A 25853-nucleotide genomic window follows, 5' to 3' on the forward strand; every position below is an offset into this window, starting at 1 on the left:
TTCCTCGCCTCAGCGTTGTAGTGTAGAATGCGGCGTTTCACTTAAACAGACGTTAAGCTCAGAACAGCGACTTCTCAGAGCCTGCTCAGGCGGGCGTAAGGCACAATAATTACACTATATGAAGAACATACGTAACTTTTCAATCATAGCTCACATCGACCACGGTAAATCGACGCTGTCTGACCGTATTATCCAGATCTGCGGTGGCCTGTCTGACCGTGAAATGGAAGCGCAGGTTCTCGACTCGATGGATCTTGAGCGTGAGCGCGGTATTACTATCAAAGCGCAGAGCGTGACGCTCGATTTCAAAGCATCTGATGGTGAAACCTATCAGCTTAACTTTATCGACACCCCGGGCCACGTTGACTTCTCGTATGAAGTTTCCCGCTCGCTTGCCGCCTGTGAAGGTGCACTGCTGGTGGTTGATGCCGGGCAGGGCGTAGAAGCGCAGACCCTGGCTAACTGCTATACCGCCATGGAAATGGATCTGGAAGTGGTGCCGGTTCTGAACAAAATCGACCTACCGGCCGCCGATCCTGAACGCGTAGCGGAAGAGATCGAAGATATCGTCGGTATCGATGCGACAGATGCCGTTCGCTGCTCGGCGAAAACTGGCGTTGGCGTCACTGACGTTCTTGAACGTCTGGTACGCGACATTCCGCCGCCGGAAGGTGATCCGGAAGGCCCATTACAGGCGCTGATCATCGACTCCTGGTTCGACAACTACCTTGGCGTGGTGTCGCTGGTGCGTATTAAAAACGGCACCATGCGTAAAGGCGACAAAATCAAAGTAATGAGCACCGGTCAGGTCTATAACGCCGACCGCCTGGGGATCTTCACGCCAAAACAGGTTGACCGTACCGAGCTGAAATGCGGCGAGGTAGGTTGGTTGGTTTGTGCGATTAAAGACATCCTCGGCGCGCCGGTTGGCGATACCCTGACGCAGGCGCGTAACCCGGCAGACAAACCGCTGCCAGGCTTTAAAAAAGTGAAGCCACAGGTTTACGCCGGTCTGTTCCCGGTCAGCTCTGACGACTATGAAAACTTCCGTGACGCGCTTGGCAAGCTGAGCCTGAACGACGCCTCCCTGTTCTACGAACCGGAAAGCTCTACCGCGCTGGGCTTCGGCTTCCGTTGTGGCTTCCTTGGTCTGCTGCACATGGAGATCATTCAGGAACGTCTGGAGCGTGAATACGATCTGGATCTGATCACTACCGCGCCGACCGTAGTCTACGAAGTCGAAACCACGGCGAAAGAGACTATCTACGTCGATAGCCCGTCCAAGCTGCCGCCGCTGAACAACATCTACGAACTGCGTGAGCCGATCGCTGAGTGTCACATGCTGCTGCCGCAGGCTTACCTTGGCAACGTCATCACCCTGTGTATCGAGAAGCGTGGCGTCCAGACCAACATGGTTTACCACGGTAACCAGGTGGCGCTGACGTATGAGATTCCGATGGCGGAAGTAGTACTCGATTTCTTCGACCGTCTGAAGTCGACCTCTCGCGGCTATGCGTCGCTGGACTATAACTTCAAACGCTTCCAGGCGTCTGACATGGTGCGCGTTGATGTCCTTATCAACAACGAACGTGTCGATGCGCTGGCGCTGATTACTCACCGCGACAACTCCCAGAGCCGTGGCCGTGAACTGGTTGAGAAGATGAAAGATCTAATCCCTCGCCAGCAGTTTGATATCGCGATCCAGGCGGCCATTGGTACGCACATCATCGCGCGTTCAACCGTGAAGCAGCTGCGTAAAAACGTTCTGGCGAAATGCTACGGCGGTGATATCAGCCGTAAGAAAAAGCTGCTGCAAAAACAGAAAGAGGGTAAAAAGCGCATGAAGCAGATCGGTAACGTCGAACTGCCGCAGGAAGCGTTCCTCGCCATTCTGCATGTCGGTAAAGACAGCAAATAATCTTAAGGAGTTGGCATGGCGAACATGTTTGCCCTGATTCTGGTGATTGCCACACTGGTGACGGGCATTTTATGGTGCGTAGATAAATTCATCTTCGCACCAAAACGCCGGGAGCGTCAGGCAGCAGCGCAAGCTGCTGCAGGTGATTCACTGGATAAAGCAACGCTGAAAAAAGTATCCCCTAAGCCGGGCTGGCTGGAAACCGGGGCATCCGTTTTCCCGGTACTGGCGATTGTGCTGGTGGTACGTTCATTTATTTATGAGCCGTTCCAGATCCCGTCAGGTTCGATGATGCCGACGCTGCTTATCGGTGACTTTATCCTGGTGGAGAAATTCGCCTACGGGATTAAAGATCCGATTTACCAGAAAACGCTGATCGAAACCGGTCATCCGAAACGCGGTGATATCGTGGTGTTTAAATACCCGGAAGATCCGCGCCTGGACTACATTAAACGTGCTGTCGGTTTACCGGGAGACAAAGTAACGTACGATCCAGTGGCGAAAGAAGTGACTATTCAGCCAGGATGCCGTTCCGGTCAGGCGTGTGAAAACGCGCTGCCGGTAACGTATTCGGATGTTCAGCCAAGTGATTTCGTACAGACCTTTGCGCGCCGTAACGGTGGGGAAGCGACCAGTGGCTTCTTTGAAGTTCCGCCGAACGAAACGAAAGAGAACGGTATTCGTCTCTCTGAGCGTAAAGAAACGCTGGGTGAGGTTACGCACCGCATTCTGACCGTGCCAATCGCGCAGGATCAGGTGGGAATGTATTACCGCCAGCCTGGTCAGCAACTGGCAACCTGGATCGTCCCGCCAGGGCACTACTTCATGATGGGTGATAACCGTGACAACAGCGCGGACAGCCGTTACTGGGGATTTGTGCCGGAAGCGAATCTGGTGGGTAAAGCGACCGCTATCTGGATGAGTTTCGATAAGCAAGAAGGTGAATGGCCGACCGGTGTGCGTTTAAGCCGTATTGGTGGCATTCACTAATCACCGATAATCGTTCACGTTGTCGTCATTACGGCGGCAGCGTGAATTATTTCTCGGATAAATTCCCGCAGACTAACGACATCCCTTGTCGTTGTGTATAGAATATTCCCCCGAAGTTTTAGGTTGGCACCGACAGGTTGCCACGGCACACGAAACAGCGTTGGTTTGTATATAAAAGCATGCAGGCGAAGCCAGATGGCTCCGCAAAGTGCGTATATCAGGTCTGTTTCGTGTGCTGAATTGTTGACGCATTCATTTATTGGTATCGCATGAACCCCATCGTAATTAATCGGCTTCAACGGAAGCTGGGCTACACTTTTAATCATCAGGAGCTGTTGCAGCAGGCATTAACTCACCGGAGCGCCAGCAGCAAACATAACGAGCGTTTAGAATTTCTGGGCGACTCTATTTTGAGCTTTGTTATCGCTAATGCGCTGTATCACCGTTTCCCACGAGTGGACGAAGGTGACATGAGCCGCATGCGCGCAACGCTGGTTCGCGGCAATACGCTGGCTGAATTAGCCCGTGAGTTTGACCTCGGTGAATGTTTACGTTTGGGGCCTGGTGAGCTGAAAAGCGGCGGCTTCCGTCGTGAATCGATCCTGGCCGATACCGTTGAAGCCTTGATCGGCGGCGTCTTCCTCGACAGCGATATTCAAACCGTTGAGCAATTAATCCTGAACTGGTATCAAACTCGTCTGGATGAAATTAGCCCAGGCGACAAACAAAAAGATCCGAAAACGCGCCTGCAGGAATATTTGCAGGGTCGCCACCTGCCTCTGCCGTCTTATTTGGTGGTACAGGTCCGTGGTGAAGCACACGATCAAGAATTTACTATCCACTGCCAGGTCAGCGGCCTGAGTGAACCGGTGGTTGGCACAGGTTCGAGCCGTCGTAAGGCTGAGCAGGCTGCCGCCGAACAGGCGTTAAAAAAACTGGAGCTGGAATGAGCGAAGAGAAAACTTACTGCGGATTTATTGCCATCGTCGGTCGCCCGAACGTCGGCAAATCCACCCTGTTGAATAATCTGCTTGGGCAGAAGATTTCTATTACCTCACGTAAGGCTCAGACAACACGTCACCGTATTGTTGGCATCCATACTGAAGGCGCGTATCAGGCGATTTATGTTGATACCCCGGGCCTGCATATGGAAGAAAAACGAGCGATCAACCGCCTGATGAACAAAGCGGCGAGCAGCTCGATCGGTGATGTTGAACTGGTTATTTTCGTTGTGGAAGGCACCCGCTGGACGCCGGACGACGAAATGGTGCTCAACAAGCTGCGCGACGGTAAAGCTCCGGTTATTCTGGCCGTGAACAAAGTAGACAACGTTCAGGAAAAAGCCGATCTGTTGCCGCACCTGCAGTTCCTGGCAAGCCAGATGAACTTCCTTGATATCGTGCCGATTTCTGCCGAAACCGGCTTGAATGTCGATACCGTTGCGGGCATCGTGCGTAAGCATTTGCCGGAAGCTATTCATCACTTCCCGGAAGATTACATCACCGACCGTTCTCAGCGCTTTATGGCCTCTGAAATCATCCGTGAAAAGCTGATGCGTTTTCTGGGTGCTGAACTGCCGTACTCCGTTACCGTGGAAATTGAGCGTTTTATCTCCAACGAGCGCGGTGGTTACGATATTAACGGTCTGATCCTCGTTGAACGTGAAGGGCAGAAGAAGATGGTTATTGGCAACAAAGGGGCCAAGATCAAAACCATCGGCATCGAAGCGCGTAAAGACATGCAGGAGATGTTCGAAGCGCCCGTTCACCTCGAACTGTGGGTGAAAGTGAAATCTGGCTGGGCCGATGACGAACGCGCGCTGCGTAGCCTCGGTTACGGCGACGACGTCTAAACCCATCTTCTGAAACACGGCGAGTATATGGAAGGATGGCAACGAGCCTTTGTCTTGCATAGTCGCCCCTGGAGCGAAACCAGTCTCGTGCTGGACGTCTTCACGGAAGAGTCGGGTCGCGTGCGTCTGGTGGCTAAAGGCGCACGTTCCAAACGTTCTAATCTCAAAGGCGCGCTCCAGCCTTTTACCCCGTTGTTGCTTCGCTTTGGTGGGCGTGGAGAGGTCAAAACCCTACGTAGTGCTGAAGCTGTTTCTCTGGCACTCCCTCTTAGCGGTATCACGCTGTACAGCGGCTTGTATATCAACGAGCTTGTCTCGCGCGTACTCGAGTACGAAACCCGCTTTTCTGAACTCTTTTTCGATTACCTGAACTGTATTCAGGCGCTGGCTGGCGCGACGGGTTCGCCAGAACCTGCATTGCGTCGCTTTGAGCTGGCCTTACTTGGACATCTGGGGTACGGCGTCGATTTTACCCACTGTGCGGGCAGCGGCGAGCCGGTAGACGACACTATGACCTATCGTTACCGGGAAGAAAAAGGGTTTATTGCCAGCGTCGTTATTGATAACAATACCTTTACCGGACGCCATCTCAAAGCACTTGAGTCGCGTGAATTTCCTGATGTCGATACGTTACGCGCCGCGAAACGCTTTACCCGCATGGCGTTAAAGCCGTATCTTGGTGGTAAGCCGTTAAAAAGCCGGGAACTGTTCCGGCAATTTATGCCAAAACGCGCAGTAAAAACAAATAATGATTAACGAGGATTGTCATGGCTGAATTACTGTTAGGCGTCAATATTGACCACATTGCCACGTTACGTAATGCACGCGGTACCGCATATCCGGACCCGGTTCAGGCAGCGTTTATCGTTGAACAGGCGGGCGCGGACGGTATTACCGTACACCTGCGTGAAGACCGTCGCCATATCACCGACCGTGACGTGCGTATTTTGCGCCAGACGCTGGATACGCGCATGAATCTGGAAATGGCAGTCACAGAAGAGATGCTGGCGATTGCCGTTGAGACTAAGCCGCATTTTTGCTGCCTGGTGCCGGAAAAACGTCAGGAAGTTACCACTGAAGGTGGTCTGGACGTTGCCGGTCAGCGTGACAAGATGCGCGATGCCTGCAAACGCCTGGCGGACGCAGGCATTCTGGTTTCGCTGTTTATCGATGCCGACGAAGAACAGATTAAGGCCGCTGCGGAAGTTGGCGCGCCGTTTATTGAAATTCACACCGGCTGTTACGCCGATGCGAAAACCGACGCAGAGCAGGCCAGCGAACTGGCGCGTATTGCCAAAGCGGCAACTTTTGCCGCCAGCCTTGGCCTGAAGGTGAATGCGGGCCACGGCCTGACGTATCACAACGTTAAAGCTATTGCACGGATCCCGGAAATGCATGAGTTGAACATTGGCCATGCCATTATCGGGCGCGCGGTGATGAGCGGTCTGAAAGATGCCGTAGTCGAAATGAAGCGCCTGATGCTGGAAGCGCGTGGCTAATGGCGATTTTGGGATTAGGTACGGATATCGTGGAGATTGCCCGCATCGAAGCGGTAATCTCCCGTTCCGGCGACCGCCTGGCAAGACGTGTGCTCAGCGACAACGAATGGGCAATCTGGGAAACGCATCAGCAGCCGGTGCGTTTTCTGGCGAAGCGTTTTGCAGTCAAAGAGGCGGCAGCAAAAGCCTTTGGCACGGGTATTCGCAATGGGCTGGCGTTTAATCAGTTTGAAGTCTTTAACGACGAACTCGGTAAGCCGCGTCTGCGATTATGGGGAGAGGCGTTAAAACTGGCGGAAAAACTCGGCGTCGCGCATATGCATGTGACGCTGGCCGATGAGCGTCACTACGCCTGCGCCACGGTGATTATCGAGAGTTAGATTCTGCACGTTGCCGGATGGCGACGCGGTTAAAGTTTATCGGCGTGGTGCATCAGCACAAACTTATCCCACAACTGCTCTTCTGTTTCGACATGTGCCGGATCTTTCAAAATAGTATTGGGGATCGGGCACACCTTCTGGCAGGTTGGCGTGTCGTAATGGCCTACGCATTCCGTACACTTGTCGCTGTTAATCTCGTAAATGCTATCACCCATCGAAATCGCCTCATTCGGGCATTCGGGCTCGCACATATCGCAATTGATACACTTTTTAGTGATTAACAGGGCCATCAGGAAACTCTCAAAACATCACAAATCGGGCGGGCATTATACGCGCATTCTTTGCTCAGACCAGTTTTTTTACCAGAGCTTCGCTGTGGCGAATACGTTCCGGAGCATGCTCCAGATCCTGCTGCACCAGAGCCATAAACAGTAAATCAGTGAGCATCATTTGCGCATGAGTGGAAGAAATCGCTGCGCTGCGCGTGGCCTGCTCCTCGGCAATCGTGTACAGACAATGACTTGCCCGTTGCTGCAGGGCATTGGGTGTAAATCCAGTGATGGCGAGGATTTTCGCGCCGGTACGCAACGTTTCATCCGCAGCCAGGTTGAGCTCGCGGCGCTCTCCGGTATACGAAATGGCCAGCAGCAGATCGTTGGGCGAAAGCGCTTGCACCGTCGCCAGCAGGGCGTGCATATCGCGTTCCACCACCGCGTTAAAACCAATCTTCAGCAACTTCCAGGCAAAATTCTGTGCCACCAGACCCGATGCGCCAATCCCGGTCACGATAATGCGCCGGGCTGAGCGCAACATTGTGACGCTCTCCATCAGTTTTTCTTCGCTGTTGACGTCCAGCGTCGCATGCATCGCCGCCACGTTCTCCTGAATCAACTTTTCCCCCACCAGACGCATAGGATCGTCACCGCGAATCTGATTATGTACCGGAATGGAATGGGGGTTGGGATTGCTGGCCAGCGCTTCGCTGATCGCTAGTTTGAGTGCAGGAAATCCTTTAAAACCCATCTTTTGCGCAAACTTCACCACGCTGGACTGGCTGACGCCCGCCTCTGCGGCCAACTGTTGCGAACTGAGATGACGCGCAGTATCCGGCTGGGAAAGGAGATAATCCGCCAATTTTTTATCGCTTTGCGCGAGGTCCGGGTAACGCTGACGAATGCGAATTAAACAGTTCATGCTGTCTCCTGGCGAAAACGTGATGGCGATTACAAAACAAAATTTCATTCGCCTGGATGAATATAATATTCCATTATGGCAGATTATTATGAATTAAAAATTCCTAAGGAACAAAAAATGAATCTCGGTGCATTAGTTTCAGAAACCCGCAATCCCCAGACCATGGACCTGGATGCGCTCTCCACGCTGGAGTTGGTTCATCGTTTTAATCAACAGGATACGCTGGTAGCCGAAGCAGTAAAAGCAACTCTGCCTCAAGTTGCGTGTGCGGTCGATGCGGCAGCTAACGCGCTAAAAGCAGGTGGTCGCATTATTTACATGGGAGCGGGGACCAGCGGGCGTCTCGGGGTACTGGATGCGTCTGAATGCCCACCGACTTTCGGCGTACCACACGATCTGGTGGTTGGATTGATTGCCGGGGGACCGGGCGCGCTGCTGAAGGCGGTTGAGGGTGCGGAAGATAACCCACAGTTAGGTGAAGACGATCTACGTGCGCTCAATCTTACCGCGCAGGATCTGGTGGTGGGGCTGGCAGCATCTGGTCGCACGCCGTATGTAATTGGTGGGCTGAAATATGCGCGTTCGGTTGGCTGTACGACGGTGGCTATTTCTTGCAATCCGGATTCCCCTATCGCGCATGAAGCGGATATCGCCATTTCTCCGGTAGTGGGGCCAGAGGCGCTGACCGGGTCAACACGACTGAAATCCGGCACCGCGCAAAAGCTGGTGCTCAATATGATCTCCACCGGTGCGATGGTGAAATTTGGCAAGGTGTACCAGAACCTGATGGTGGATATGCAGGCAACTAACGTCAAACTGATCGATCGGGCGTGCCGTATGGTGGTTGAAGCCACGGGCATTGCGCGTGAACAGGCGCAAGCGCTGCTAAAGCAGACTGATTTTGACGTTAAGCCAGCTATTTTAATGGCGCTCACCGGCCTTGACGCCGCTGCCGCCCGCGAAAAGCTTGCCGCTCACCAGGGTTTTTTACGCGCGGCGTTAGAACACTAAGAGGTGTATATGGATAAGACGGTGGTGCTGGCCAGCGATATTCTACTGGGCGTTGGCGGAGAGAAAAATATTCTGCGCCTGGAAAACTGTATGACCCGCGTCAGGGTTGAAGTTCAGGATGATGGACAGCTCGATATCCCTCGTCTCAGGCAACTGCCCGGTGTCAGCGGCTACGTGAAGCAGGGCGCGCAGCACCAGATTATTGTCGGCCCCGGTAAAGCGGCCAAAGTGGTGGATGCCATGCGTTCCCTGATTGCCGATGGCGGCGAGCGAGCAGGTGCCAATGATATCGAGCGCACAAAGTCAGAGGCCAAAGCGAAGTACAAAGCGCCGATGAGCGATGCGCTGCGCAAGCTGGCGAACGTCTTTATCCCTCTTATTCCGGCGTTTATCGCCTCCGGTTTGATTACCGGCATTATTAACATCCTTAAGCGCCCGGACATCGTGGGGGATTTTGCGACCCACTATCCGAATATGCTGGGGTTGATGGGCATATTTGGCAGCGCCGTGTTTGCCATTATGAATATTCTGGTCGGGGTGAATACCGCCAAAGTTTTCGGTGGTTCCCTGGCGATGGGCGGGGTTATGGCGGGGATCCTCTCCAGCCCGCAACTGGCACAAATCACGCTGTTTGGCGAAGCGTTGCAGCCGGGGCGCGGCGGAGTGATCGCGGTACTGCTGGTGGTGGCGTTGATGTGTTGGATCGAACGCAAATTCCGCGAGCTGTTGCCAGAATCACTGGAGCTTATCCTTAATCCGCTGCTGACTACCATCATTACCGGCGTAATCGCGATTGTGGCGCTGCAACCGCTTGGCGGCTGGATTTCTGAGTCTATTGCTCACGGCGCATCCTGGGCTATCGATCGCGGCGGTTTTCTGGTCGGTGCCGTGCTGGCAGGAACCTTCCTGCCGTTGGTGCTCACTGGACTTCATCAGGGATTGGTGCCCATCCATGTTGAGCTGGTTCAGGCACACGGTTATAACGCGCTCTTTCCGATCCTGGCGATGGCGGGCGTTGGGCAAATAGGTGCTGCGATCGCGGTTCTGATGAAAACCCGAAATGCGCGGTTAAAAAAAGTAATCAAAGGTGCACTGCCTGTCGGACTGCTGGGTATAGGCGAGCCGCTGATTTTTGGCGTAACGCTGCCGTTGGGTAAGCCGTTTATCGGTGCATGTCTTGGTGGCGCGGTTGGTGGAGCGCTTATTAGCTACTGGAAGGTGGCGACGGTCATCACGTTTGGCATCTCCGGATTACCGCTGGCACTGACGATTGTTGCCGGAAAAGTGATGTTCTATCTGTTAGGCTATCTGGTAGCAGTTATCGCCGGGTTCCTGTTTACCTGGCTATTGGGATTCACTGATCCAGAGGAATAAGGTTTGACCAATCACCAGCGCCGCGTTGTCTTTTTTGATTTGGATGGCACGTTACACCAGCAGGATATGTTCGGTAGTTTTATTCGTTATCTGCTGCGTCGCCAGCCGCTGAACGCGTTGCTGGTGCTGCCTCTGCTACCGGTGATTGCGCTGGCATTGCTGATACAAGGGCGCGCCGCCCGCTGGCCAATGAGCCTGCTGTTATGGGGATGCACTTTTGGTCGCAGCGAGGCGCGTCTGAAAGCGCATCAGGCCGATTTTGTGCGCTGGTTTCGCAGTAACGTGACGGCGTTTCCGCTCGTTCAGCAGCGCCTGACAACCTACCTGTTAAGCTCTGACGCTGACATCTGGCTTATCACCGGCTCTCCGCAGTCGTTGGTCGAGCAGGTTTACTTTGATACTCCGTGGCTACCGCGAGTCAATCTGATCGCCAGCAAAATGGCGCGGGGATACGGCGGCTGGGTGCTGACTCTGCGCTGTCTGGGCCATGAGAAAGTGACGCAACTGGAGCGGCAGATTGGCGCACCGTTGTCTCTCTACAGCGGCTACAGCGACAGTAAGCAGGATAATCCGTTACTCTCTTTTTGCCAGCATCGCTGGCGCGTCACGCCGCGCGGAGAGCTGCAACAACTCGAATAGAGTAAACGATAGCGTCTGTGTATAATGCGCCCGCTTTTATTGGTGGAGTAACCCCTTTGTCAGATGTTGAATTTAGCCACGAATACTGGATGCGTCATGCTTTAACGCTGGCTAAGCGCGCCTGGGATGAGCGTGAAGTCCCGGTGGGTGCGGTATTGGTACATAACAACCGAGTGATTGGCGAAGGCTGGAACCGCCCGATAGGTCATCATGATCCGACTGCCCACGCTGAGATTATGGCGCTGCGTCAGGGCGGCCTGGTGCTGCAAAACTACCGTCTGTTAGATGCCACGCTGTACGTCACTCTGGAGCCGTGCGTGATGTGCGCAGGCGCGATGGTGCACAGCCGTATCGGTCGGGTCGTTTTTGGTGCACGCGATGCGAAAACGGGCGCTGCCGGGTCATTAATGGATGTGCTGCATCACCCTGGGATGAATCATCGGGTTGAAGTGACAGAGGGGGTACTGCGGGATGAATGTGCCACGTTGCTCAGTGATTTCTTTCGCATGCGTCGGCAGGAAATCAAGGCCCTGAAAAAATCCGCTAATCAGTAAATACCAATCAGACTACTGGTCCTCTTTCTTCTGTGCCGAAAATAGCAGGGAAGGGGAGTGCGACAGGTAGTTTGACGACGTCTGAGTCAGAAAGGCTGAAAGCGGAAATTTATCTTTACCCAACAGCTCAGCCGGTGACACCGCCGGGTAATCCTGAGCCAGTTGCTGCGTTTCCTGCGCCTGTTTTTCTTTCTCCTGCAGATACCCCACCAGGCTAATCTGGTACTTACGGATATTTTCCACATAGGCGTAAGCTTCGTGGCCACGCGCATAGCCATAGGTCAGCTTGTTGTAATACGGCTTTTGGCTGAGCAGCGGTAGCCGCTGTTTTACGTCGGACCAACTGTTCGGATTGCCTTTGGTTTTCACCGTTAGCGCCCGCGCATCAAGCATGTGCGCATAACCCATGTTATAGGCTGCAAGGGCAAACCAGATGCGTTCTCCTTCGGGGACGGTATCCGGTACTTTACTCATCATATCCTGCAAGTATCGCGCGCCGCCGCTGATACTCTGTTCGGCATCGGTACGGTCGGTCAGCCCGAGACTCTGAGCAGTATTTTTGGTCAGCATCATCAGTCCGCGTACGCCGGTCGGGGATGTGGCCTGCGCGTCCCAGTGCGACTCCTGATAGGATATTGCGGCGAGCAGTCGCCAGTCTATCTCCTGCGCATACTTCTCAAACAGCGGCTTAAGGTCCGGCAACACGCTGTCTACGGCGCGCAAAAAGGTGCGGGTATCGACATAGTCAAAATCATCGCCATGCCCGAGATATTTCTCTTCCAGCCGTGCCAGAGAACCGTCTTCATTCATGGTGTTAAAGAAATCCAACAAGGCGGCAGACAGCGTGTTGTCATCGTCCAGACGACTAAACCAGGTCACCGGCTGTTCGTCAGAGACGTCCAGCGCCACGGCCAGCTCAGGATGCACGCGTTGGTATAAGCTGATGGCGACAGAATCTGCAATGGTGTAATCCAGCTTTCCGGCGATTACATCATCGAGCAATTCGGTGGTGCCCTTTTTGTCATCAACTTTCCAGCTCAGATCGGGAAATTTTTTCTCTTTTAGCTGCTGGAGGTCGTTAACCACCACGTGCCCCGGGGCGATAGTCAGTTGGCTTTCGTTCACGGTGGCAAGCGTGCGCGGGCGATATTGCCCAACCCGGTACACCAGCTGTTGTGAAACCGAATAATAGGTCGGGCCTGGCTGGTAATTTTTCACCCGCTCGCTGTTATAGACCAGGCCTGCGGCTAACAGGTCGGCATTGCCGTTATCCAGGTCGTCAAAAAGCTGGCTGATGTTCTGGCGTACGGTAACTTTTAACTTCACGCCTAAGTAGTCGGCAAATTCCTGGGCCAGTTCATAATCCAGGCCGAATTTTTTGCCGTTGAGGGTCGCGTAAGTTAACGGCGAGTCGATGGTACTGACGCGCAGCTCTCCCCGCGACTGAATGGCGGCGATACGATTTTCGGCTTTACCGAACCAGGGAATAGATGGCCAAAGGGCCGCTGCCAACAACAGCGTCAATATGCCGATGAACAGATAATTAATCTTTAATTTTTTCAATTAGTTAATTCTCTGAACCGTACGTTTTCTCTGCCTGCTGTGGTGCTGATTAAGAAGTGAAGTCGTCATTAATGAACGGCATTTTGCTTAAACTTGCGTCAGTTGGCAACTTATTCAGAAATCTGACCGCATTTGGTGATAAGTGACGGTCGTGATTTTATTTCGACGCAAACGGTTTCGTCGGCGCGGTAGATTCTTTATAATGACGCCCGTTTCCCCACTTGGGCACACCGAAAGCTTAGAAGACGAGAGACTTATGATGGAAATTCTGCGTGGTTCACCTGCACTGTCTGCATTCCGTATTAACAAACTGCTGGCACGTTTTCAGGCTGCCAACCTCCAGGTCCACAATATTTACGCCGAGTACGTCCATTTTGCCGATCTGAATGCACCGTTAAATGAAGATGAGCACGTGCAGCTTGCACGCCTGCTGAAATATGGTCCTGCTCTGCAAAGCCACGCCCCGGAAGGAAAACTGCTGCTGGTTACGCCTCGCCCTGGCACCATCTCCCCGTGGTCTTCTAAAGCGACTGATATTGCCCACAACTGCGGTCTGCACCAGATTAGCCGCCTGGAACGTGGCATTGCCTGGTATGTAGAAGCCTCTACACTGACCGCTGAGCAATGGCAGATGGTGGCCGACGAACTGCACGACCGCATGATGGAAACGGTTTTCTCTGCGCTGAACGATGCCGAAAAACTGTTTGTCCATCACCAACCGGCGCCGGTCTCCAGCGTTGATCTACTGGGTGAGGGGCGTCAGGCGCTGATCGACGCTAACCTGCGTCTGGGTCTGGCGCTGGCGGAAGACGAAATTGACTATCTGCAGGATGCGTTCACCAAACTGGGGCGCAACCCGAACGACATTGAACTGTACATGTTTGCGCAGGCCAACTCCGAGCACTGCCGCCACAAGATTTTTAACGCCGACTGGGTTATCGACGGTAAACAACAGCCTAAGTCGCTGTTCAAGATGATCAAGAATACCTTCGAAACCACGCCGGACCACGTGTTGTCTGCCTATAAAGACAACGCCGCGGTAATGGAAGGTTCTGAAGTAGGCCGCTATTTTGCCGATCACAAAACCGGCCGCTACGATTTCCATCAGGAACCAGCCCACATCCTGATGAAGGTAGAAACTCATAACCACCCGACGGCTATCTCTCCGTGGCCAGGTGCGGCAACCGGCTCCGGCGGAGAAATCCGCGATGAAGGTGCAACCGGTCGTGGTGCAAAACCGAAAGCCGGGCTGGTAGGCTTCTCCGTCTCCAACCTGCGTATTCCTGGCTTTGAACAGCCTTGGGAAGAGGACTTTGGTAAGCCGGATCGTATTGTCACCGCGCTCGACATCATGACCGAAGGCCCGCTGGGCGGCGCGGCGTTTAACAACGAATTTGGTCGCCCGGCGCTGACCGGCTACTTCCGTACCTATGAAGAAAAGGTCAACAGCCATAACGGCGAAGAGCTGCGCGGTTACCATAAACCGATCATGCTGGCAGGCGGGATCGGTAACATCCGTGCCGATCACGTGCAGAAGGGCGAGATCGTCGTTGGCGCCAAGCTGATCGTCCTCGGCGGCCCGGCGATGAACATTGGCCTTGGCGGCGGGGCAGCCTCCTCTATGGCTTCTGGCCAGTCTGATGCCGATCTTGATTTCGCTTCTGTACAGCGTGATAACCCGGAAATGGAACGTCGTTGCCAGGAAGTTATCGACCGTTGCTGGCAGATGGGTGATGCGAACCCAATTCTGTTTATCCATGACGTTGGCGCGGGTGGCCTGTCTAACGCCATGCCGGAGCTGGTAAGCGATGGCGGTCGCGGCGGTAAGTTCCAGCTGCGCGATATCCTCAGCGATGAGCCGGGTATGAGCCCGCTGGAAATCTGGTGTAACGAGTCACAGGAGCGCTACGTGCTGGCGGTTGCTGCTGACCAGCTTCCGCTGTTCGATGAGCTGTGTAAGCGTGAACGCGCGCCGTACGCGGTCATCGGTGAAGCTACCGAAGAACAGCATCTGACCTTGAGCGACAGTCACTTCGACAACCAGCCGATCGACATGCCACTCGATGTGCTGCTGGGTAAAACACCGAAAATGACCCGCGATGTGCAGACGCTGAAAGCCAAAGGCGATGCACTGGATCGTAGTGAAATCTCGATTGCAGATGCGGTCAACCGCGTGCTGCATCTGCCGACTGTCGCGGAGAAAACGTTCCTCGTGACTATCGGTGACCGTACCGTTACCGGTATGGTGGCGCGTGACCAGATGGTTGGTCCATGGCAGATCCCGGTCGCCAACTGCGCGGTCACTACCGCAAGCCTCGATAGCTACTACGGCGAAGCGATGTCTCTCGGCGAGCGCGCGCCAGTCGCATTGCTCGACTTCTCAGCCTCTGCGCGTCTGGCTGTAGGTGAGGCGCTGACCAACATTGCGGCAACGCAGATTGGCGATATCAAACGCATTAAACTGTCGGCCAACTGGATGGCGGCTGCAGGTCACCCAGGCGAAGACGCCGGACTGTACGAAGCGGTAAAAGCCGTTGGGGAAGAATTATGTCCGGCGCTTGGCCTGACCATTCCGGTGGGCAAAGACTCTATGTCGATGAAAACCCGCTGGCAGGAAGGCAACGAACAGCGTGAAATGACCTCGCCGCTATCGCTGGTGATCACCGCCTTTGCCCGCGTGGAAGATGTGCGCCACACCATTACCCCGCAGCTTTCTACTGAAGATAACGCCCTGTTGCTGATTGACCTTGGTCTGGGTCACAACGCGCTTGGTGCGACGGCGCTGGCGCAGGTTTACCGTCAACTGGGGGATAAGCCTGCCGATGTGCGTAACGTAGCGCAACTGAAAGGCTTCTACGACGCCATTCAGGCGCTGGTCGCACAACGTAAGCTGCTGGCCTACCACGATCGCTCCGACGGTGGCTTGCTGGTGACGCTGGCGGAAATGGCCTTCACTGGTCACTGCGGTATTGAAGCTGATATCCACTCTCTGGGTGAAGATCGTCTGGCGGCGCTGTTTAACGAAGAGCTGGGCGCGGTGATTCAGGTTCGCGCAGGTGATCGTGAAGCGGTTGAGGCGTTGCTGGCTCAACATGGCCTGGCCGATTGCGTTCACTATCTGGGGAAAGCCGTGCAGGGCGACCGCTTCGTGGTCGAAGCAGATGGTCATGCGGTGTTCAGCGAAAGTCGCACCACGATGCGTATGTGGTGGGCGGAAACCACCTGGCAGATGCAGCGTCTGCGCGATAACCCGGAATGCGCCGATCAGGAACACGACGCTAAAACCAACGATGCCGATCCGGGTCTCAACGTCAAACTGACGTTCGATATTAACGACGATGTTGCCGCGCCGTATATCGCCACCGGTGCGCGTCCGAAAGTGGCCGTGCTGCGCGAGCAGGGCGTTAACTCCCACGTTGAGATGGCAGCAGCTTTCCACCGAGCGGGCTTTGACGCCATCGATGTACACATGAGCGATCTGCTGGGCGGACGCATCGGCCTGGGTAACTTCCAGGCGCTGGTAGCCTGCGGCGGCTTCTCTTACGGCGATGTACTCGGCGCAGGGGAAGGTTGGGCGAAGTCAATTTTGTTCAACAACCGCGTGCGTGATGAGTTCGAAACCTTCTTCCATCGCCCGCAAACCCTGGCGCTCGGAGTGTGTAACGGTTGCCAGATGATGTCTAACCTGCGTGAGCTAATCCCCGGAAGCGACCTGTGGCCGCGCTTTGTGCGTAACAACTCCGACCGCTTTGAAGCCCGCTTCAGCCTGGTCGAAGTGACGCAAAGCCCGTCTTTACTGCTTGCCGATATGGTGGGGTCGATGATGCCGATTGCCGTTTCTCACGGTGAAGGTCGTGTGGAAGTGCGTGACGGTGCGCATCTGGCTCAGCTTGAGAGCAAAGGTCTGGTGGCACTGCGCTACGTCGATAATTTCGGTAAGGTGACCGAGGCTTACCCGGCTAACCCGAACGGTTCGCCGAATGGTATTACTGCTGTGACCACTGAAAATGGTCGCGTCACCATTATGATGCCGCACCCGGAACGTGTGTTCCGTACCGTGAGCAACTCCTGGCACCCGGAAAATTGGGGCGAGGACAGCCCGTGGATGCGTATCTTCCGCAACGCGCGTAAACAGCTTGGATAATTAGCCTATGATCATCAAGCCCCTCTTCGTGAGGGGCTTTTTTTGTCTGCCGCCTGATGACGCTACGCTTATCAGGCTTACGGGGAAATGCGGTTGTAGGCCGGATAAGGCGTTCACGCCGCTATCCGGCAATAAACTCAGCGCTTGCACCTAAAAGTAAAGTGTCGGGAAATGCCGACATAGGTAAGGTTACATTGTCGCCAAAAAGAGACATTTAATTATTTGATTTAAAACGAATTTGTTTTTAAGTGTTACAGGTGTTGCTGATTGGCGACAGTGTGGGCGAAAAATAGACAATATCATTTCTCATATAAATAATCATATTTTCTATATTTATCATTGTGTTAATAAAGTGTTTTGAATATTGGCACAGATGCTGCATAATATTAACCAGTGGCTCATTCACCTTCTTATGTCAGCCCCTTCGGGACGTGCTACATAAACTTCGAATGACGCACAACAAGGTGCCTGCCGTCCAACATCTGATATTAGCGAAGCTCATATCAACCTCCGGGCGAAACGTCGAGTTAGGCACCGCCTTATTCCGCAACAAAGCCGGGTTAATCCCGGCTTTGTTGTATCTGGCGTTCCCCTCAGTTAGCATCAACCTATTCCTGTCCATTGAGAGTAACGCCTTGAAGCGCTGGTCAGTTTTCCCCCGATCTTTACGTCAATTGGTGATGTTGGCATTTTTGCTGATCCTGTTGCCGTTGTTAGTTTTGGCCTGGCAGGCATGGCAAAGTCTGAATGCCCTGAGCGCGCAGGCTGCGCTGACGAACCGCACCACGCTGATTGACGCCAGACGCAGTGAAGCGATGACCAATGCTGCGCTGGAGATGGAGCGCAGCTATCGGCAATACTGTGTGCTTGATGACTCAACGTTGGCCAAGGTCTACCAAAGTCAGCGTAAACGCTACAGTGATATGCTGGATGCGCATGCGGGGGTGTTGCCAGATACCAAGCTCTACCAGGCGTTGCGTCAGGATCTTAACGATCTCGCGCAGTTGCAGTGTAAAAACAGCGGCCCTGACAGTGTGTCGGCTGCACGGCTGGAAGCGTTCGCTAATGCCAATACCGAGATGGTGCAAGCGACGCGTACCGTCGTCTTTTCTCGTGGCCAGCAGTTACAGCAGGAAATAGCCGAACGCGGGCAGTTTTTTGGCTGGCAGGCACTGGTGCTGTTTCTCCTTAGTCTGGCGATGGTGCTGTTGTTTACCCGTATGATTATCGGTCCGGTGAAGGGCATTGAACGGATGATCAATCGTCTGGGAGAAGGGCGCTCGCTGGGCGATAGCGTATTATTAACTGGGCCCCGTGAGCTGCGATCCGTGGGGCAGCGTATTATCTGGTTAAGCGAACGCCTCTCCTGGCTTGAGTCGCAGCGGCATCAGTTTTTACGCCATCTTTCTCATGAGCTGAAAACACCGCTGGCGAGTATGCGTGAAGGTACCGAATTGCTGGCCGATCAGGTAGTGGGCCCGTTAACACCGGAGCAAAAAGAGGTGGTCGACATCCTCGATGACAGCAGCCGCAACTTGCAAAAACTGATTGAGCAGCTTCTCGATTACAACCGCAAGCTGGCGGATGACGAGGCTGAGCTTGAAAGTGTGGAAATCGCGCCGCTGGTGGAAAGCGTTGTTTCTGCGCATAGCCTGCCCGCTCGCGCCAAAATGATACATACTGATGTTGCGCTTGCGGTGAACGCCTGCCTGGCAGAACCGATGCTGTTGATGAGCGTGCTGGACAATCTTTATTCCAATGCGGTGCACTACGGCGCTGAATCCGGTAACATTTGGATCCGCAGCAGTTTGCATGGATCAATGGTATACATCGATGTAATGAATACCGGCACACCGATCCCAGAAGCAGAACAGACCATGATCTTCGAGCCTTTTTTCCAGGGTAGCCATCAGCGAAAAGGGGCGGTAAAAGGAAGCGGGTTGGGGCTAAGCATTGCCAGAGATTGCATTCGCCGTATGCGGGGCAAACTGTATCTGGTTGATGACCATGCGCAAAACGTTTGTTTTCGCATAGAACTGCCGCTAGCTGCTGCGAAAAATCACTAAAATAAACCTAAGTCTGGTGAGTATGCCATACGTTGTTGCCCGAATGCTTAAACGACATTTTCTTCATCGCGTCATCCTCGCAAGCCTGCCGTGCCTGGCACTGGTTGGTTGCGTCCCGAACGCGGTGAATCATATTATCGGCGATCCTTCGCAGGAGAAAATTCCGCCTAATCAACTGGCGGACTACCTTGCAACCGACTGTACGGATATCTGGTCGCTATCTGGCCAGTCCACAGAAACCAACCCGTTGTACTGGCTGCGGGCGATGGACTGTGCCGATCGCATGATGCCGGTACAGGCGCGCAGTGAAGCCAGTGCTCAGCTCACGGATACCTGGCAGGGCGCTTTCAAACGCGGGATCCTGCTTGATAATGCCCGCATTACCCCGCCTGAACGGCGAGAGGCAGTTACGCGTCTCGACGCGTTAAGCCCACAAATTCCGAGTCAGGTTCGACCGCTTTATCAGGCCTGGTTCCGTAATCAAATGTTGCAGTTACAGCTTGCCGAAGAGCGCCTGCGCTACAGTAAGCTCCAGCAGTCGTCAGACAGCGATCTCGATACGCTGCGGCAACAGCAACAGCATTTGCAGTCCCAGCTCGATCTCACGACCCGCAAGCTGGAGAATCTGACCGATATTGAGCGCCAGCTTTCAACGCGCAAACCCGCCGGTAACTACAATCCTGATGCGCCGCACGGGAACGATAAACTCACTATGCCTGATAACGAAGAAGGCGCAGCGCCGTCTGCCGATGAGGTTACGCCATGATAAGCCGTAAGCCCGCGCATCTGCTGTTGGTGGATGACGATCCGGGCCTGTTGAAATTACTTGGAATGCGGCTGACCAGCGAAGGCTACAGCGTTGTGACCGCGGAAAGTGGGCAGGAAGGGTTACGGGTACTGAACCGTGAAAAAGTGGATCTGGTTATCAGCGATCTGCGCATGGATGAAATGGACGGCATGCAGCTGTTTACTGAAATCCAGAAAGTGCAGCCGGGCATGCCGGTGATTATCCTGACCGCTCACGGCTCCATCCCGGACGCCGTTGCGGCGACCCAGCAAGGGGTGTTCAGTTTTCTCACTAAGCCAGTCGACAAGGATGCGTTATATCACGCGATTGACGGGGCGCTGGAACAGTCTGCGCCTGCTACTGATGACAGTTGGCGTGAGTCCATTGTCACCCGCAGCCCGCTGATGCTACGTCTGCTGGAACAGGCGCGAATGGTGGCGCAATCGGATGTTAGTGTCTTGATCAACGGCCAAAGCGGAACCGGGAAAGAAGTTTTCGCCCAGGCTATTCACAACGCCAGCCCGCGCAGCCACAAGCCCTTTATTGCCATTAACTGTGGCGCGTTGCCGGAACAACTGCTGGAGTCTGAACTGTTTGGTCATGCGCGCGGCGCTTTTACCGGCGCGGTGAGTAATCGTGAAGGGTTGTTTCAGGCCGCGGAAGGCGGCACGCTTTTTCTCGATGAGATTGGCGATATGCCTGCACCGTTACAGGTGAAACTGCTGCGCGTATTGCAGGAACGAAAAGTCAGACCGTTGGGCAGTAACCGCGATATCGACATTGATGTGCGGATCGTTTCTGCGACCCACCGCGATTTACCCAAAGCGATGGCTCGGGGCGAATTTCGCGAGGATTTGTACTATCGCCTCAACGTGGTGAGCCTGAAGATCCCTGCGCTGGCCGAGCGTACGGAAGATATTCCGCTGCTGGCGAACCATCTGCTACGCCAGTCTGCTGAACGGCACAAACCGTTCGTACGCGCCTTTTCAACCGATGCCATGAAGCGGTTAATGACCGCCAGCTGGCCGGGCAACGTGCGTCAACTGGTCAACGTAATTGAGCAGTGCGTGGCGTTGACCTCTTCGCCAGTGATCAGCGACGCGCTGGTGGAGCAGGCGCTGGAAGGGGAAAACACCGCGCTGCCGACATTTGTTGAGGCGCGTAACCAGTTTGAGCTCAACTATCTGCGTAAGCTGCTGCAAATCACCAAGGGCAATGTGACTCACGCGGCAAGAATGGCGGGGCGCAACCGCACCGAATTCTATAAGTTGCTTTCTCGACACGAGCTGGATGCAAACGATTTCAAAGAATAAATCTGCGGATTATGTTAGCTTTATTCGATCAAAAGACAGGCGACCTTTTCAAGGAATAGCATGAAAAAGATTGATGCGATTATTAAACCCTTCAAGCTGGACGACGTCCGCGAAGCGCTGGCAGAAGTCGGTATCACCGGGATGACGGTAACGGAAGTGAAAGGCTTTGGCCGTCAGAAAGGCCATACCGAGCTGTACCGTGGCGCGGAATATATGGTGGATTTTCTGCCGAAGGTAAAAATTGAAATTGTGGTTACCGACGACATCGTCGATACCTGCGTCGACACCATTATCCGTACTGCCCAGACCGGCAAGATCGGCGACGGTAAGATTTTTGTCTTCGACGTGGCTCGCGTTATTCGTATTCGTACCGGTGAAGAAGACGACGCGGCAATCTAAGCCGCGCCGTTAATTTGTCGGCCTGATAAGCGTAGCGCATCAGGCCGAGTGATTGCCGGATGGCGGCGTAAGCGCCTTATCCGGCCTACTCGCGTAATACATTACAAGACTTTATGCGGACCGAAGCATTCGTAATGAATGTTCTCGTTTTTCACGCCCAGGCCGACCAGCTGCTTCGCGGCGAACTGCATGAAACCAACCGGACCGCACAGATAAAACTGCATCGCCGGATCGCTGATTGCGCTTTCCAGCTTGTTCAAATCCATCAGACCTACGCTATCAAACGCACCTTTCGCGCGATCGGCTTCGGTTGGCTCACGATACCAGGTGTGCGCACTAAAGCGTGGCAGCGTTTTGCCGAGTTCATTTACTTCATCAGCGAAGGCATGTACATCGCCATTTTCTGCCGCGTGGAACCAGTTAACCTGCGCCGTATGCTTCGCTTTTGCCAACGTGTCCAGCATCGCCAGCATTGGGGTTTGTCCCACGCCCGCGGAGATCAGAGATACCGGGGTGTCGGTCGCGACGTCCATAAAGAAATCGCCCGCAGGTGCGGCCAGGTGAACAACGTCGCCAACATTCGCATGGTTGTGCAGCCAGGTGGAAACCTGACCACCGTCTTCACGCTTAACGGCAATACGATAGCCTTTGCCATCAGGCTTACGGGTCAGTGAGTACTGACGAATTTCCTGATGCGGGAAACCTTCCGGCTTCAGCCAGACGCCCAGGTATTGTCCCGGATGATATTCAGCTACTGCGCCACCATCGACAGGTTCAAACTCAAAGCTGGTGATCAGTGCACTGCGTGGGGTTTTTGCCACGATGCGGAAAGGACGGGTACCTTCCCAGCCGCCATTTTTATTGGCATTTTCGCTATAGATTTGCGCTTCACGGTTGATGAAAACGTTCGCCAGTACGCCATACGCTTTACCCCACGCATCCAGAACTTCCTGGCCTGGGCTGAACATTTCGTCCAGCGTTGCCAGCAAATGACCACCCACGATGTTGTACTGCTCTGGTTTAATCTGGAAACTGGTATGCTTTTGCGCGATTTTCTCAACCGCTGGCAACAGCGCCGCCAGGTTTTCGATATTGCTGGCATACGCGGCAATCGCGTTAAACAGCGCCTCGCGCTGATCGCCATTACGCTGGTTACTCATGTTGAAAATTTCTTTCAGCTCTGGGTTATGCGTAAACATGCGATCATAGAAATGTGCGGTCAGCTTCGGACCTGTTTCAACCAGCAGGGGAATGGTGGCTTTCACTGTAGCGATGGTTTGTGCGTCAAGCATACGGTCTTCCTTTATCTGAGACTTTAATGATGTATGTCAAATGCATCTTATAAAAAATACCCCTGCATTGTAAATGGTTCTTTGTAACTTTGCGTTGTAAAGGTTACATCGTGAAAAATCTGCATCACAAACCTGAAAAGAAATCCGTTGAAATTCAGCAGACCTTTGTTCTCCAAAGCCTTGCGTGCCGTGAAGGTAATCGTTTGCGTAAAATCCTTTGTCAAGACCTGTTATCGAAGAATGATTCGGTTATACTGTTGGCCGTCGTCCAACGGGACTGCCTTTTTAGGCCGAAATTCTATTGTTAGCTGAGTCAGGAGATGCGGATGTTAAAGCGTGAAATGAACATTGCCGATTATGATGCCGAACTGTGGCAGGCTATGGAGCAGGAAAAAGTACGTCAGGAAGAGCACATCGAACTGATCGCCTCCGAAAACTACACCAGCCCGCGTGTTATGCAGGCGCAGGGTTCTCAGCTGACCAACAAATATGCTGAAGGTTATCCGGGCAAACGCTACTACGGCGGTTGCGAGTACGTTGATATCGTTGAGCAACTGGCTATCGATCGTGCAAAAGAGCTGTTTGGCGCTGACTACGCTAACGTACAGCCGCACTCTGGTTCTCAGGCTAACTTCGCTGTTTACACCGCTCTGCTGCAACCGGGTGATACCGTTCTGGGTATGAACCTGGCACAAGGCGGCCACCTGACTCACGGCTCCCCGGTTAACTTCTCCGGCAAACTGTACAACATCATCCCTTACGGTATTGATGAGTCCGGCAAAATTGACTACGAAGACATGGCGAAGCAGGCCAAAGAGCACAAACCGAAGATGATCATCGGTGGCTTCTCTGCTTACTCCGGCGTTGTTGACTGGGCAAAAATGCGTGAAATCGCTGACAGCATCGGTGCATACCTGTTCGTCGATATGGCGCACGTTGCGGGGCTGATTGCCGCAGGCGTTTATCCGAACCCGGTTCCACATGCACACGTTGTGACCACCACCACCCACAAAACCCTGGCGGGTCCACGCGGTGGCCTGATCCTGGCGAAAGGCGGTGACGAAGAGCTGTACAAAAAACTGAACTCTGCTGTGTTCCCAAGCGCGCAGGGCGGCCCGCTGATGCACGTGATCGCAGCGAAAGCCGTGGCGCTGAAAGAAGCGATGGAGCCTGAGTTCAAGGTTTACCAGCAGCAGGTTGCTAAAAACGCCAAAGCGATGGTGGAAGTGTTCCTGAACCGTGGCTACAAAGTGGTTTCTGGCGGTACTGAAAACCACCTGTTCCTGCTGGATCTGGTTGATAAAAACCTGACCGGTAAAGAAGCTGATGCCGCGCTGGGCCGCGCTAACATCACCGTTAACAAAAACAGCGTACCGAACGATCCGAAGAGCCCGTTTGTGACTTCCGGTATCCGTATCGGTTCTCCGGCAATCACTCGCCGTGGCTTCAAAGAAGCGGAAGCGAAAGAACTGGCTGGCTGGATGTGTGACGTGCTGGACAACATCAATGACGAAGCTGTAATCGAGCGCGTCAAAGGTAAAGTTCTGGATATCTGCGCACGCTTCCCGGTTTACGCGTAAGCCATACTGATTGCTGGATGGCGGTGTAAACACCTTATCCGGCCTACAGGTAACTCACATGTAGGCCGGATAAAAGAAGTGCCATCCGGCAGTTATATTGACTTAAGCAAGATTGTTTCATCGACTAAAGCCGCCATTGGTGGCTTTTTCTTTGCCTGAATCCATTTTCTCAATAAACGTATTTCTCGGCCCTGATTCAACGTTACTGCGCCGACAATCACGCCATTCTGCAGGTTAAACCATATTGCTTTATGCGCATCTGAATTGCCGCGTATGAACCAGCTTTCTCCCTGCATTTCGCCAACAAATTGTAGGTTGTCATTAAATTGGTCGGTCCAGAACCAGTCTGGTGTCTTCTCCGGCAACGGCAGATTTAGCATTGCGGCGGCGGCAATCTGTGCCTGAAAATTGGCGTTTTCCCAGCTTTCCATGCGTACTAACGAACCGTCAGGCTTGCGCGTTATCGCTACGTCACCGGCGGCGAAAATGTCCGGGTCGGCGGTGGTGCAGGCGCTATCAACGATAATGCCGTTCGCCGTCTCCAGCCCCGCTTCGCGGGCCAGCGCATCATTCGCCACGATACCGATGCCGTAAACCATTGCATCGGCCAGTAGCGTCTCGCCGTTTTGCAGCGTCAGCGAGAGAAACTCTCCCGCTTCGGCGTGTTCAATGGCGCTGTTGAGTAACACCCGCACGCCCGCCTGCTGGTGGCGGGCAAGCAGGTAGTCGCGCACCGGAGCAGGCGCGTTACGGCCCATGACCGTTGGTGCCAGCTCCACCACTGTCACCTGACAGCCTCGTTGAGTCGCGCTGGCCGCCAGTTCCAGACCAATAGTGCCCGCACCGACAATGACAATCGACTTACCCGGCAACAAAGTGTCGCGCAGGCGCTCGGCATCAGCGGCATGACGCAGAGTAAAGCATCGATCGCCCAGCTTATCCAACAGCGGAAGGGGGCGTGCCGCAGCGCCCGTCGCAATCAGTAGCCGATCCCACGGATAACTCTGCCCATCAGCCAGCACCAACTGATGCGTTTGGCGGCCGAGCGTCTGTACAGTAACACCCAGATGCAGCTGTACGTTGTGTTCCCGCCACCAGCCAGCGGGGAGTATCGGCTGAAGTTGCGGATTGTCGTCCAGCAGCATCGCTTTGGAGAGCGGTGGGCGTTCATAGGGCAGATGCTGCTCATCGGAAAACAGGTGTAATTCGCCGTCAAATCCCTGCTGGCGCAGTGCGGCGGCAGCCATAGCAGCAGCCTGACCGCCGCCGACGATAGCGATAGTTTTTTTGTTCATAAC

At 54.0% G+C, this 25853-nt stretch carries 22 protein-coding genes; 17 read left to right on the forward strand and 5 right to left on the reverse strand.

Annotated features, from left to right (window positions below; genetic code table 11):
* Nucleotides 1–118 precede the first annotated feature (118 nt).
* The 7 genes from lepA to acpS all read left to right on the forward strand — a co-directional run bounded on the left by lepA (nt 119) and on the right by acpS (nt 6639).
* On the forward strand, nt 119–1918 hold the full coding sequence (gene lepA / locus OGX66_RS12530) for a translation elongation factor 4 (RefSeq protein WP_003037577.1): 1800 nt from the start codon (nt 119–121) through the stop codon (nt 1916–1918).
* A 15-nt stretch (nt 1919–1933) separates the two neighbouring features.
* Nucleotides 1934–2908: a signal peptidase I gene (lepB, locus tag OGX66_RS12535; RefSeq protein ID WP_003838377.1), complete on the forward strand. Its 975-nt coding sequence runs from the start codon at nt 1934–1936 to the stop codon at nt 2906–2908.
* 269 nt (nt 2909–3177) lie between these two features.
* Entirely contained in the window at nt 3178–3858 is a 681-nt protein-coding gene (gene rnc / locus OGX66_RS12540; protein WP_003037579.1) for a ribonuclease III, read from the forward strand.
* Nucleotides 3855–4760 (forward strand): GTPase Era, encoded by a 906-nt coding sequence (gene era / locus OGX66_RS12545; protein ID WP_003037581.1) that lies wholly within the window; start codon nt 3855–3857, stop codon nt 4758–4760. The genes rnc and era overlap by 4 nt, the downstream gene beginning before the upstream one ends.
* Nucleotides 4761–4787: 27 nt before the next feature.
* Nucleotides 4788–5516, forward strand: a complete 729-nt coding sequence (gene recO / locus OGX66_RS12550; RefSeq protein WP_003037583.1) for a DNA repair protein RecO — start codon at nt 4788–4790, stop codon at nt 5514–5516.
* 11 nt (nt 5517–5527) lie between these two features.
* Nucleotides 5528–6259, forward strand: coding sequence for a pyridoxine 5'-phosphate synthase (gene pdxJ, locus OGX66_RS12555; protein ID WP_003838383.1), 732 nt, complete (start codon nt 5528–5530; stop codon nt 6257–6259).
* Nucleotides 6259–6639, forward strand: a complete 381-nt coding sequence (acpS, locus tag OGX66_RS12560) for a holo-ACP synthase (RefSeq protein ID WP_003037588.1) — start codon at nt 6259–6261, stop codon at nt 6637–6639. The genes pdxJ and acpS overlap by 1 nt, the downstream gene beginning before the upstream one ends.
* A gap of 29 nt (nt 6640–6668) precedes the next feature.
* Here acpS and OGX66_RS12565 read toward each other — a convergent pair whose 3' ends face one another.
* Both OGX66_RS12565 and OGX66_RS12570 read right to left on the reverse strand, forming a co-directional pair.
* Nucleotides 6669–6929: a YfhL family 4Fe-4S dicluster ferredoxin gene (locus OGX66_RS12565; RefSeq protein ID WP_003037590.1), complete on the reverse strand. Its 261-nt coding sequence runs from the start codon at nt 6927–6929 to the stop codon at nt 6669–6671.
* A gap of 55 nt (nt 6930–6984) precedes the next feature.
* Entirely contained in the window at nt 6985–7833 is an 849-nt protein-coding gene (locus OGX66_RS12570) for a MurR/RpiR family transcriptional regulator (protein ID WP_003037593.1), read from the reverse strand.
* Nucleotides 7834–7950: 117 nt separating this feature from the next.
* Here OGX66_RS12570 and murQ point away from each other — a divergent pair, with 117 nt between their 5' ends.
* From murQ to tadA, 4 genes are read left to right on the forward strand one after another with little or no spacing between them, the layout of a single operon-like run.
* Nucleotides 7951–8844, forward strand: coding sequence for an N-acetylmuramic acid 6-phosphate etherase (murQ, locus tag OGX66_RS12575; protein WP_088903396.1), 894 nt, complete (start codon nt 7951–7953; stop codon nt 8842–8844).
* A gap of 9 nt (nt 8845–8853) precedes the next feature.
* A complete protein-coding gene (locus OGX66_RS12580; RefSeq protein ID WP_044701968.1) occupies nt 8854–10218 on the forward strand; it encodes a PTS transporter subunit EIIC in 1365 nt (454 codons plus the stop codon).
* A gap of 3 nt (nt 10219–10221) precedes the next feature.
* On the forward strand, nt 10222–10857 hold the full coding sequence (yfhb, locus tag OGX66_RS12585) for a phosphatidylglycerophosphatase C (protein ID WP_003037603.1): 636 nt from the start codon (nt 10222–10224) through the stop codon (nt 10855–10857).
* A 17-nt stretch (nt 10858–10874) separates the two neighbouring features.
* The gene (tadA, locus tag OGX66_RS12590; RefSeq protein ID WP_071524296.1) at nt 10875–11411 is read left to right on the forward strand and encodes a tRNA adenosine(34) deaminase TadA; all 537 of its coding nucleotides are present in this window, start codon (nt 10875–10877) and stop codon (nt 11409–11411) included.
* 12 nt (nt 11412–11423) lie between these two features.
* On the opposite strand, the gene mltF is transcribed toward tadA, so the two are convergent.
* Nucleotides 11424–12974 carry a membrane-bound lytic murein transglycosylase MltF gene (gene mltF, locus OGX66_RS12595; protein WP_003838390.1) on the reverse strand — a complete coding sequence of 517 codons (1551 nt, stop codon included), beginning with the start codon at nt 12972–12974 and terminating at the stop codon, nt 11424–11426.
* A gap of 256 nt (nt 12975–13230) precedes the next feature.
* Here mltF and purL point away from each other — a divergent pair, with 256 nt between their 5' ends.
* The 5 genes from purL to glnB all read left to right on the forward strand — a co-directional run bounded on the left by purL (nt 13231) and on the right by glnB (nt 21683).
* The gene (gene purL, locus OGX66_RS12600) at nt 13231–17118 is read left to right on the forward strand and encodes a phosphoribosylformylglycinamidine synthase (protein WP_088903172.1); all 3888 of its coding nucleotides are present in this window, start codon (nt 13231–13233) and stop codon (nt 17116–17118) included.
* A gap of 635 nt (nt 17119–17753) precedes the next feature.
* The gene (gene qseE, locus OGX66_RS12605) at nt 17754–19184 is read left to right on the forward strand and encodes a two component system sensor histidine kinase QseE/GlrK (RefSeq protein ID WP_136345775.1); all 1431 of its coding nucleotides are present in this window, start codon (nt 17754–17756) and stop codon (nt 19182–19184) included.
* A gap of 22 nt (nt 19185–19206) precedes the next feature.
* Nucleotides 19207–19950, forward strand: a complete 744-nt coding sequence (gene qseG / locus OGX66_RS12610; RefSeq protein ID WP_003037617.1) for a two-component system QseEF-associated lipoprotein QseG — start codon at nt 19207–19209, stop codon at nt 19948–19950.
* Entirely contained in the window at nt 19950–21284 is a 1335-nt protein-coding gene (gene glrR / locus OGX66_RS12615; RefSeq protein WP_304502307.1) for a two-component system response regulator GlrR, read from the forward strand. Before qseG ends, glrR begins: the two co-directional genes overlap by 1 nt.
* Before the next feature lie 60 nt (nt 21285–21344).
* Nucleotides 21345–21683: a nitrogen regulatory protein P-II gene (glnB, locus tag OGX66_RS12620; RefSeq protein ID WP_002914032.1), complete on the forward strand. Its 339-nt coding sequence runs from the start codon at nt 21345–21347 to the stop codon at nt 21681–21683.
* 101 nt (nt 21684–21784) lie between these two features.
* Here the strand turns inward: glnB and hmpA are convergent, their stop codons facing one another.
* Nucleotides 21785–22975: an NO-inducible flavohemoprotein gene (gene hmpA / locus OGX66_RS12625; protein WP_003037624.1), complete on the reverse strand. Its 1191-nt coding sequence runs from the start codon at nt 22973–22975 to the stop codon at nt 21785–21787.
* A 326-nt stretch (nt 22976–23301) separates the two neighbouring features.
* Between hmpA and glyA the strand changes: the two genes are divergently transcribed.
* Entirely contained in the window at nt 23302–24555 is a 1254-nt protein-coding gene (glyA, locus tag OGX66_RS12630) for a serine hydroxymethyltransferase (protein ID WP_003037627.1), read from the forward strand.
* A 92-nt stretch (nt 24556–24647) separates the two neighbouring features.
* Here glyA and hcaD read toward each other — a convergent pair whose 3' ends face one another.
* Nucleotides 24648–25850: a phenylpropionate dioxygenase ferredoxin reductase subunit gene (gene hcaD / locus OGX66_RS12635; protein WP_136345765.1), complete on the reverse strand. Its 1203-nt coding sequence runs from the start codon at nt 25848–25850 to the stop codon at nt 24648–24650.
* Nucleotides 25851–25853: the final 3 nt, after the last annotated feature.

This window comes from Citrobacter sp. Cf072 (assembly GCF_030334485.1).
GTDB lineage: Bacteria > Pseudomonadota > Gammaproteobacteria > Enterobacterales > Enterobacteriaceae > Citrobacter > Citrobacter freundii.

What these genes read in the sequence shown, in the direction of transcription:
- lepA (WP_003037577.1), top strand. Translation starts at nt 119, where the DNA reads ATGAAGAACATACGTAACTTTTCAATCATAGCTCACATCGACCACGGT.
- lepB (WP_003838377.1), top strand. Translation starts at nt 1,934, where the DNA reads ATGGCGAACATGTTTGCCCTGATTCTGGTGATTGCCACACTGGTGACG.
- rnc (WP_003037579.1), top strand. Translation starts at nt 3,178, where the DNA reads ATGAACCCCATCGTAATTAATCGGCTTCAACGGAAGCTGGGCTACACT.
- era (WP_003037581.1), top strand. Translation starts at nt 3,855, where the DNA reads ATGAGCGAAGAGAAAACTTACTGCGGATTTATTGCCATCGTCGGTCGC.
- recO (WP_003037583.1), top strand. Translation starts at nt 4,788, where the DNA reads ATGGAAGGATGGCAACGAGCCTTTGTCTTGCATAGTCGCCCCTGGAGC.
- pdxJ (WP_003838383.1), top strand. Translation starts at nt 5,528, where the DNA reads ATGGCTGAATTACTGTTAGGCGTCAATATTGACCACATTGCCACGTTA.
- acpS (WP_003037588.1), top strand. Translation starts at nt 6,259, where the DNA reads ATGGCGATTTTGGGATTAGGTACGGATATCGTGGAGATTGCCCGCATC.
- OGX66_RS12565 (WP_003037590.1), bottom strand. Translation starts at nt 6,929, where the DNA reads ATGGCCCTGTTAATCACTAAAAAGTGTATCAATTGCGATATGTGCGAG.
- OGX66_RS12570 (WP_003037593.1), bottom strand. Translation starts at nt 7,833, where the DNA reads ATGAACTGTTTAATTCGCATTCGTCAGCGTTACCCGGACCTCGCGCAA.
- murQ (WP_088903396.1), top strand. Translation starts at nt 7,951, where the DNA reads ATGAATCTCGGTGCATTAGTTTCAGAAACCCGCAATCCCCAGACCATG.
- OGX66_RS12580 (WP_044701968.1), top strand. Translation starts at nt 8,854, where the DNA reads ATGGATAAGACGGTGGTGCTGGCCAGCGATATTCTACTGGGCGTTGGC.
- purL (WP_088903172.1), top strand. Translation starts at nt 13,231, where the DNA reads ATGATGGAAATTCTGCGTGGTTCACCTGCACTGTCTGCATTCCGTATT.
- qseG (WP_003037617.1), top strand. Translation starts at nt 19,207, where the DNA reads ATGCCATACGTTGTTGCCCGAATGCTTAAACGACATTTTCTTCATCGC.
- glnB (WP_002914032.1), top strand. Translation starts at nt 21,345, where the DNA reads ATGAAAAAGATTGATGCGATTATTAAACCCTTCAAGCTGGACGACGTC.
- hmpA (WP_003037624.1), bottom strand. Translation starts at nt 22,975, where the DNA reads ATGCTTGACGCACAAACCATCGCTACAGTGAAAGCCACCATTCCCCTG.
- glyA (WP_003037627.1), top strand. Translation starts at nt 23,302, where the DNA reads ATGTTAAAGCGTGAAATGAACATTGCCGATTATGATGCCGAACTGTGG.
- hcaD (WP_136345765.1), bottom strand. Translation starts at nt 25,850, where the DNA reads ATGAACAAAAAAACTATCGCTATCGTCGGCGGCGGTCAGGCTGCTGCT.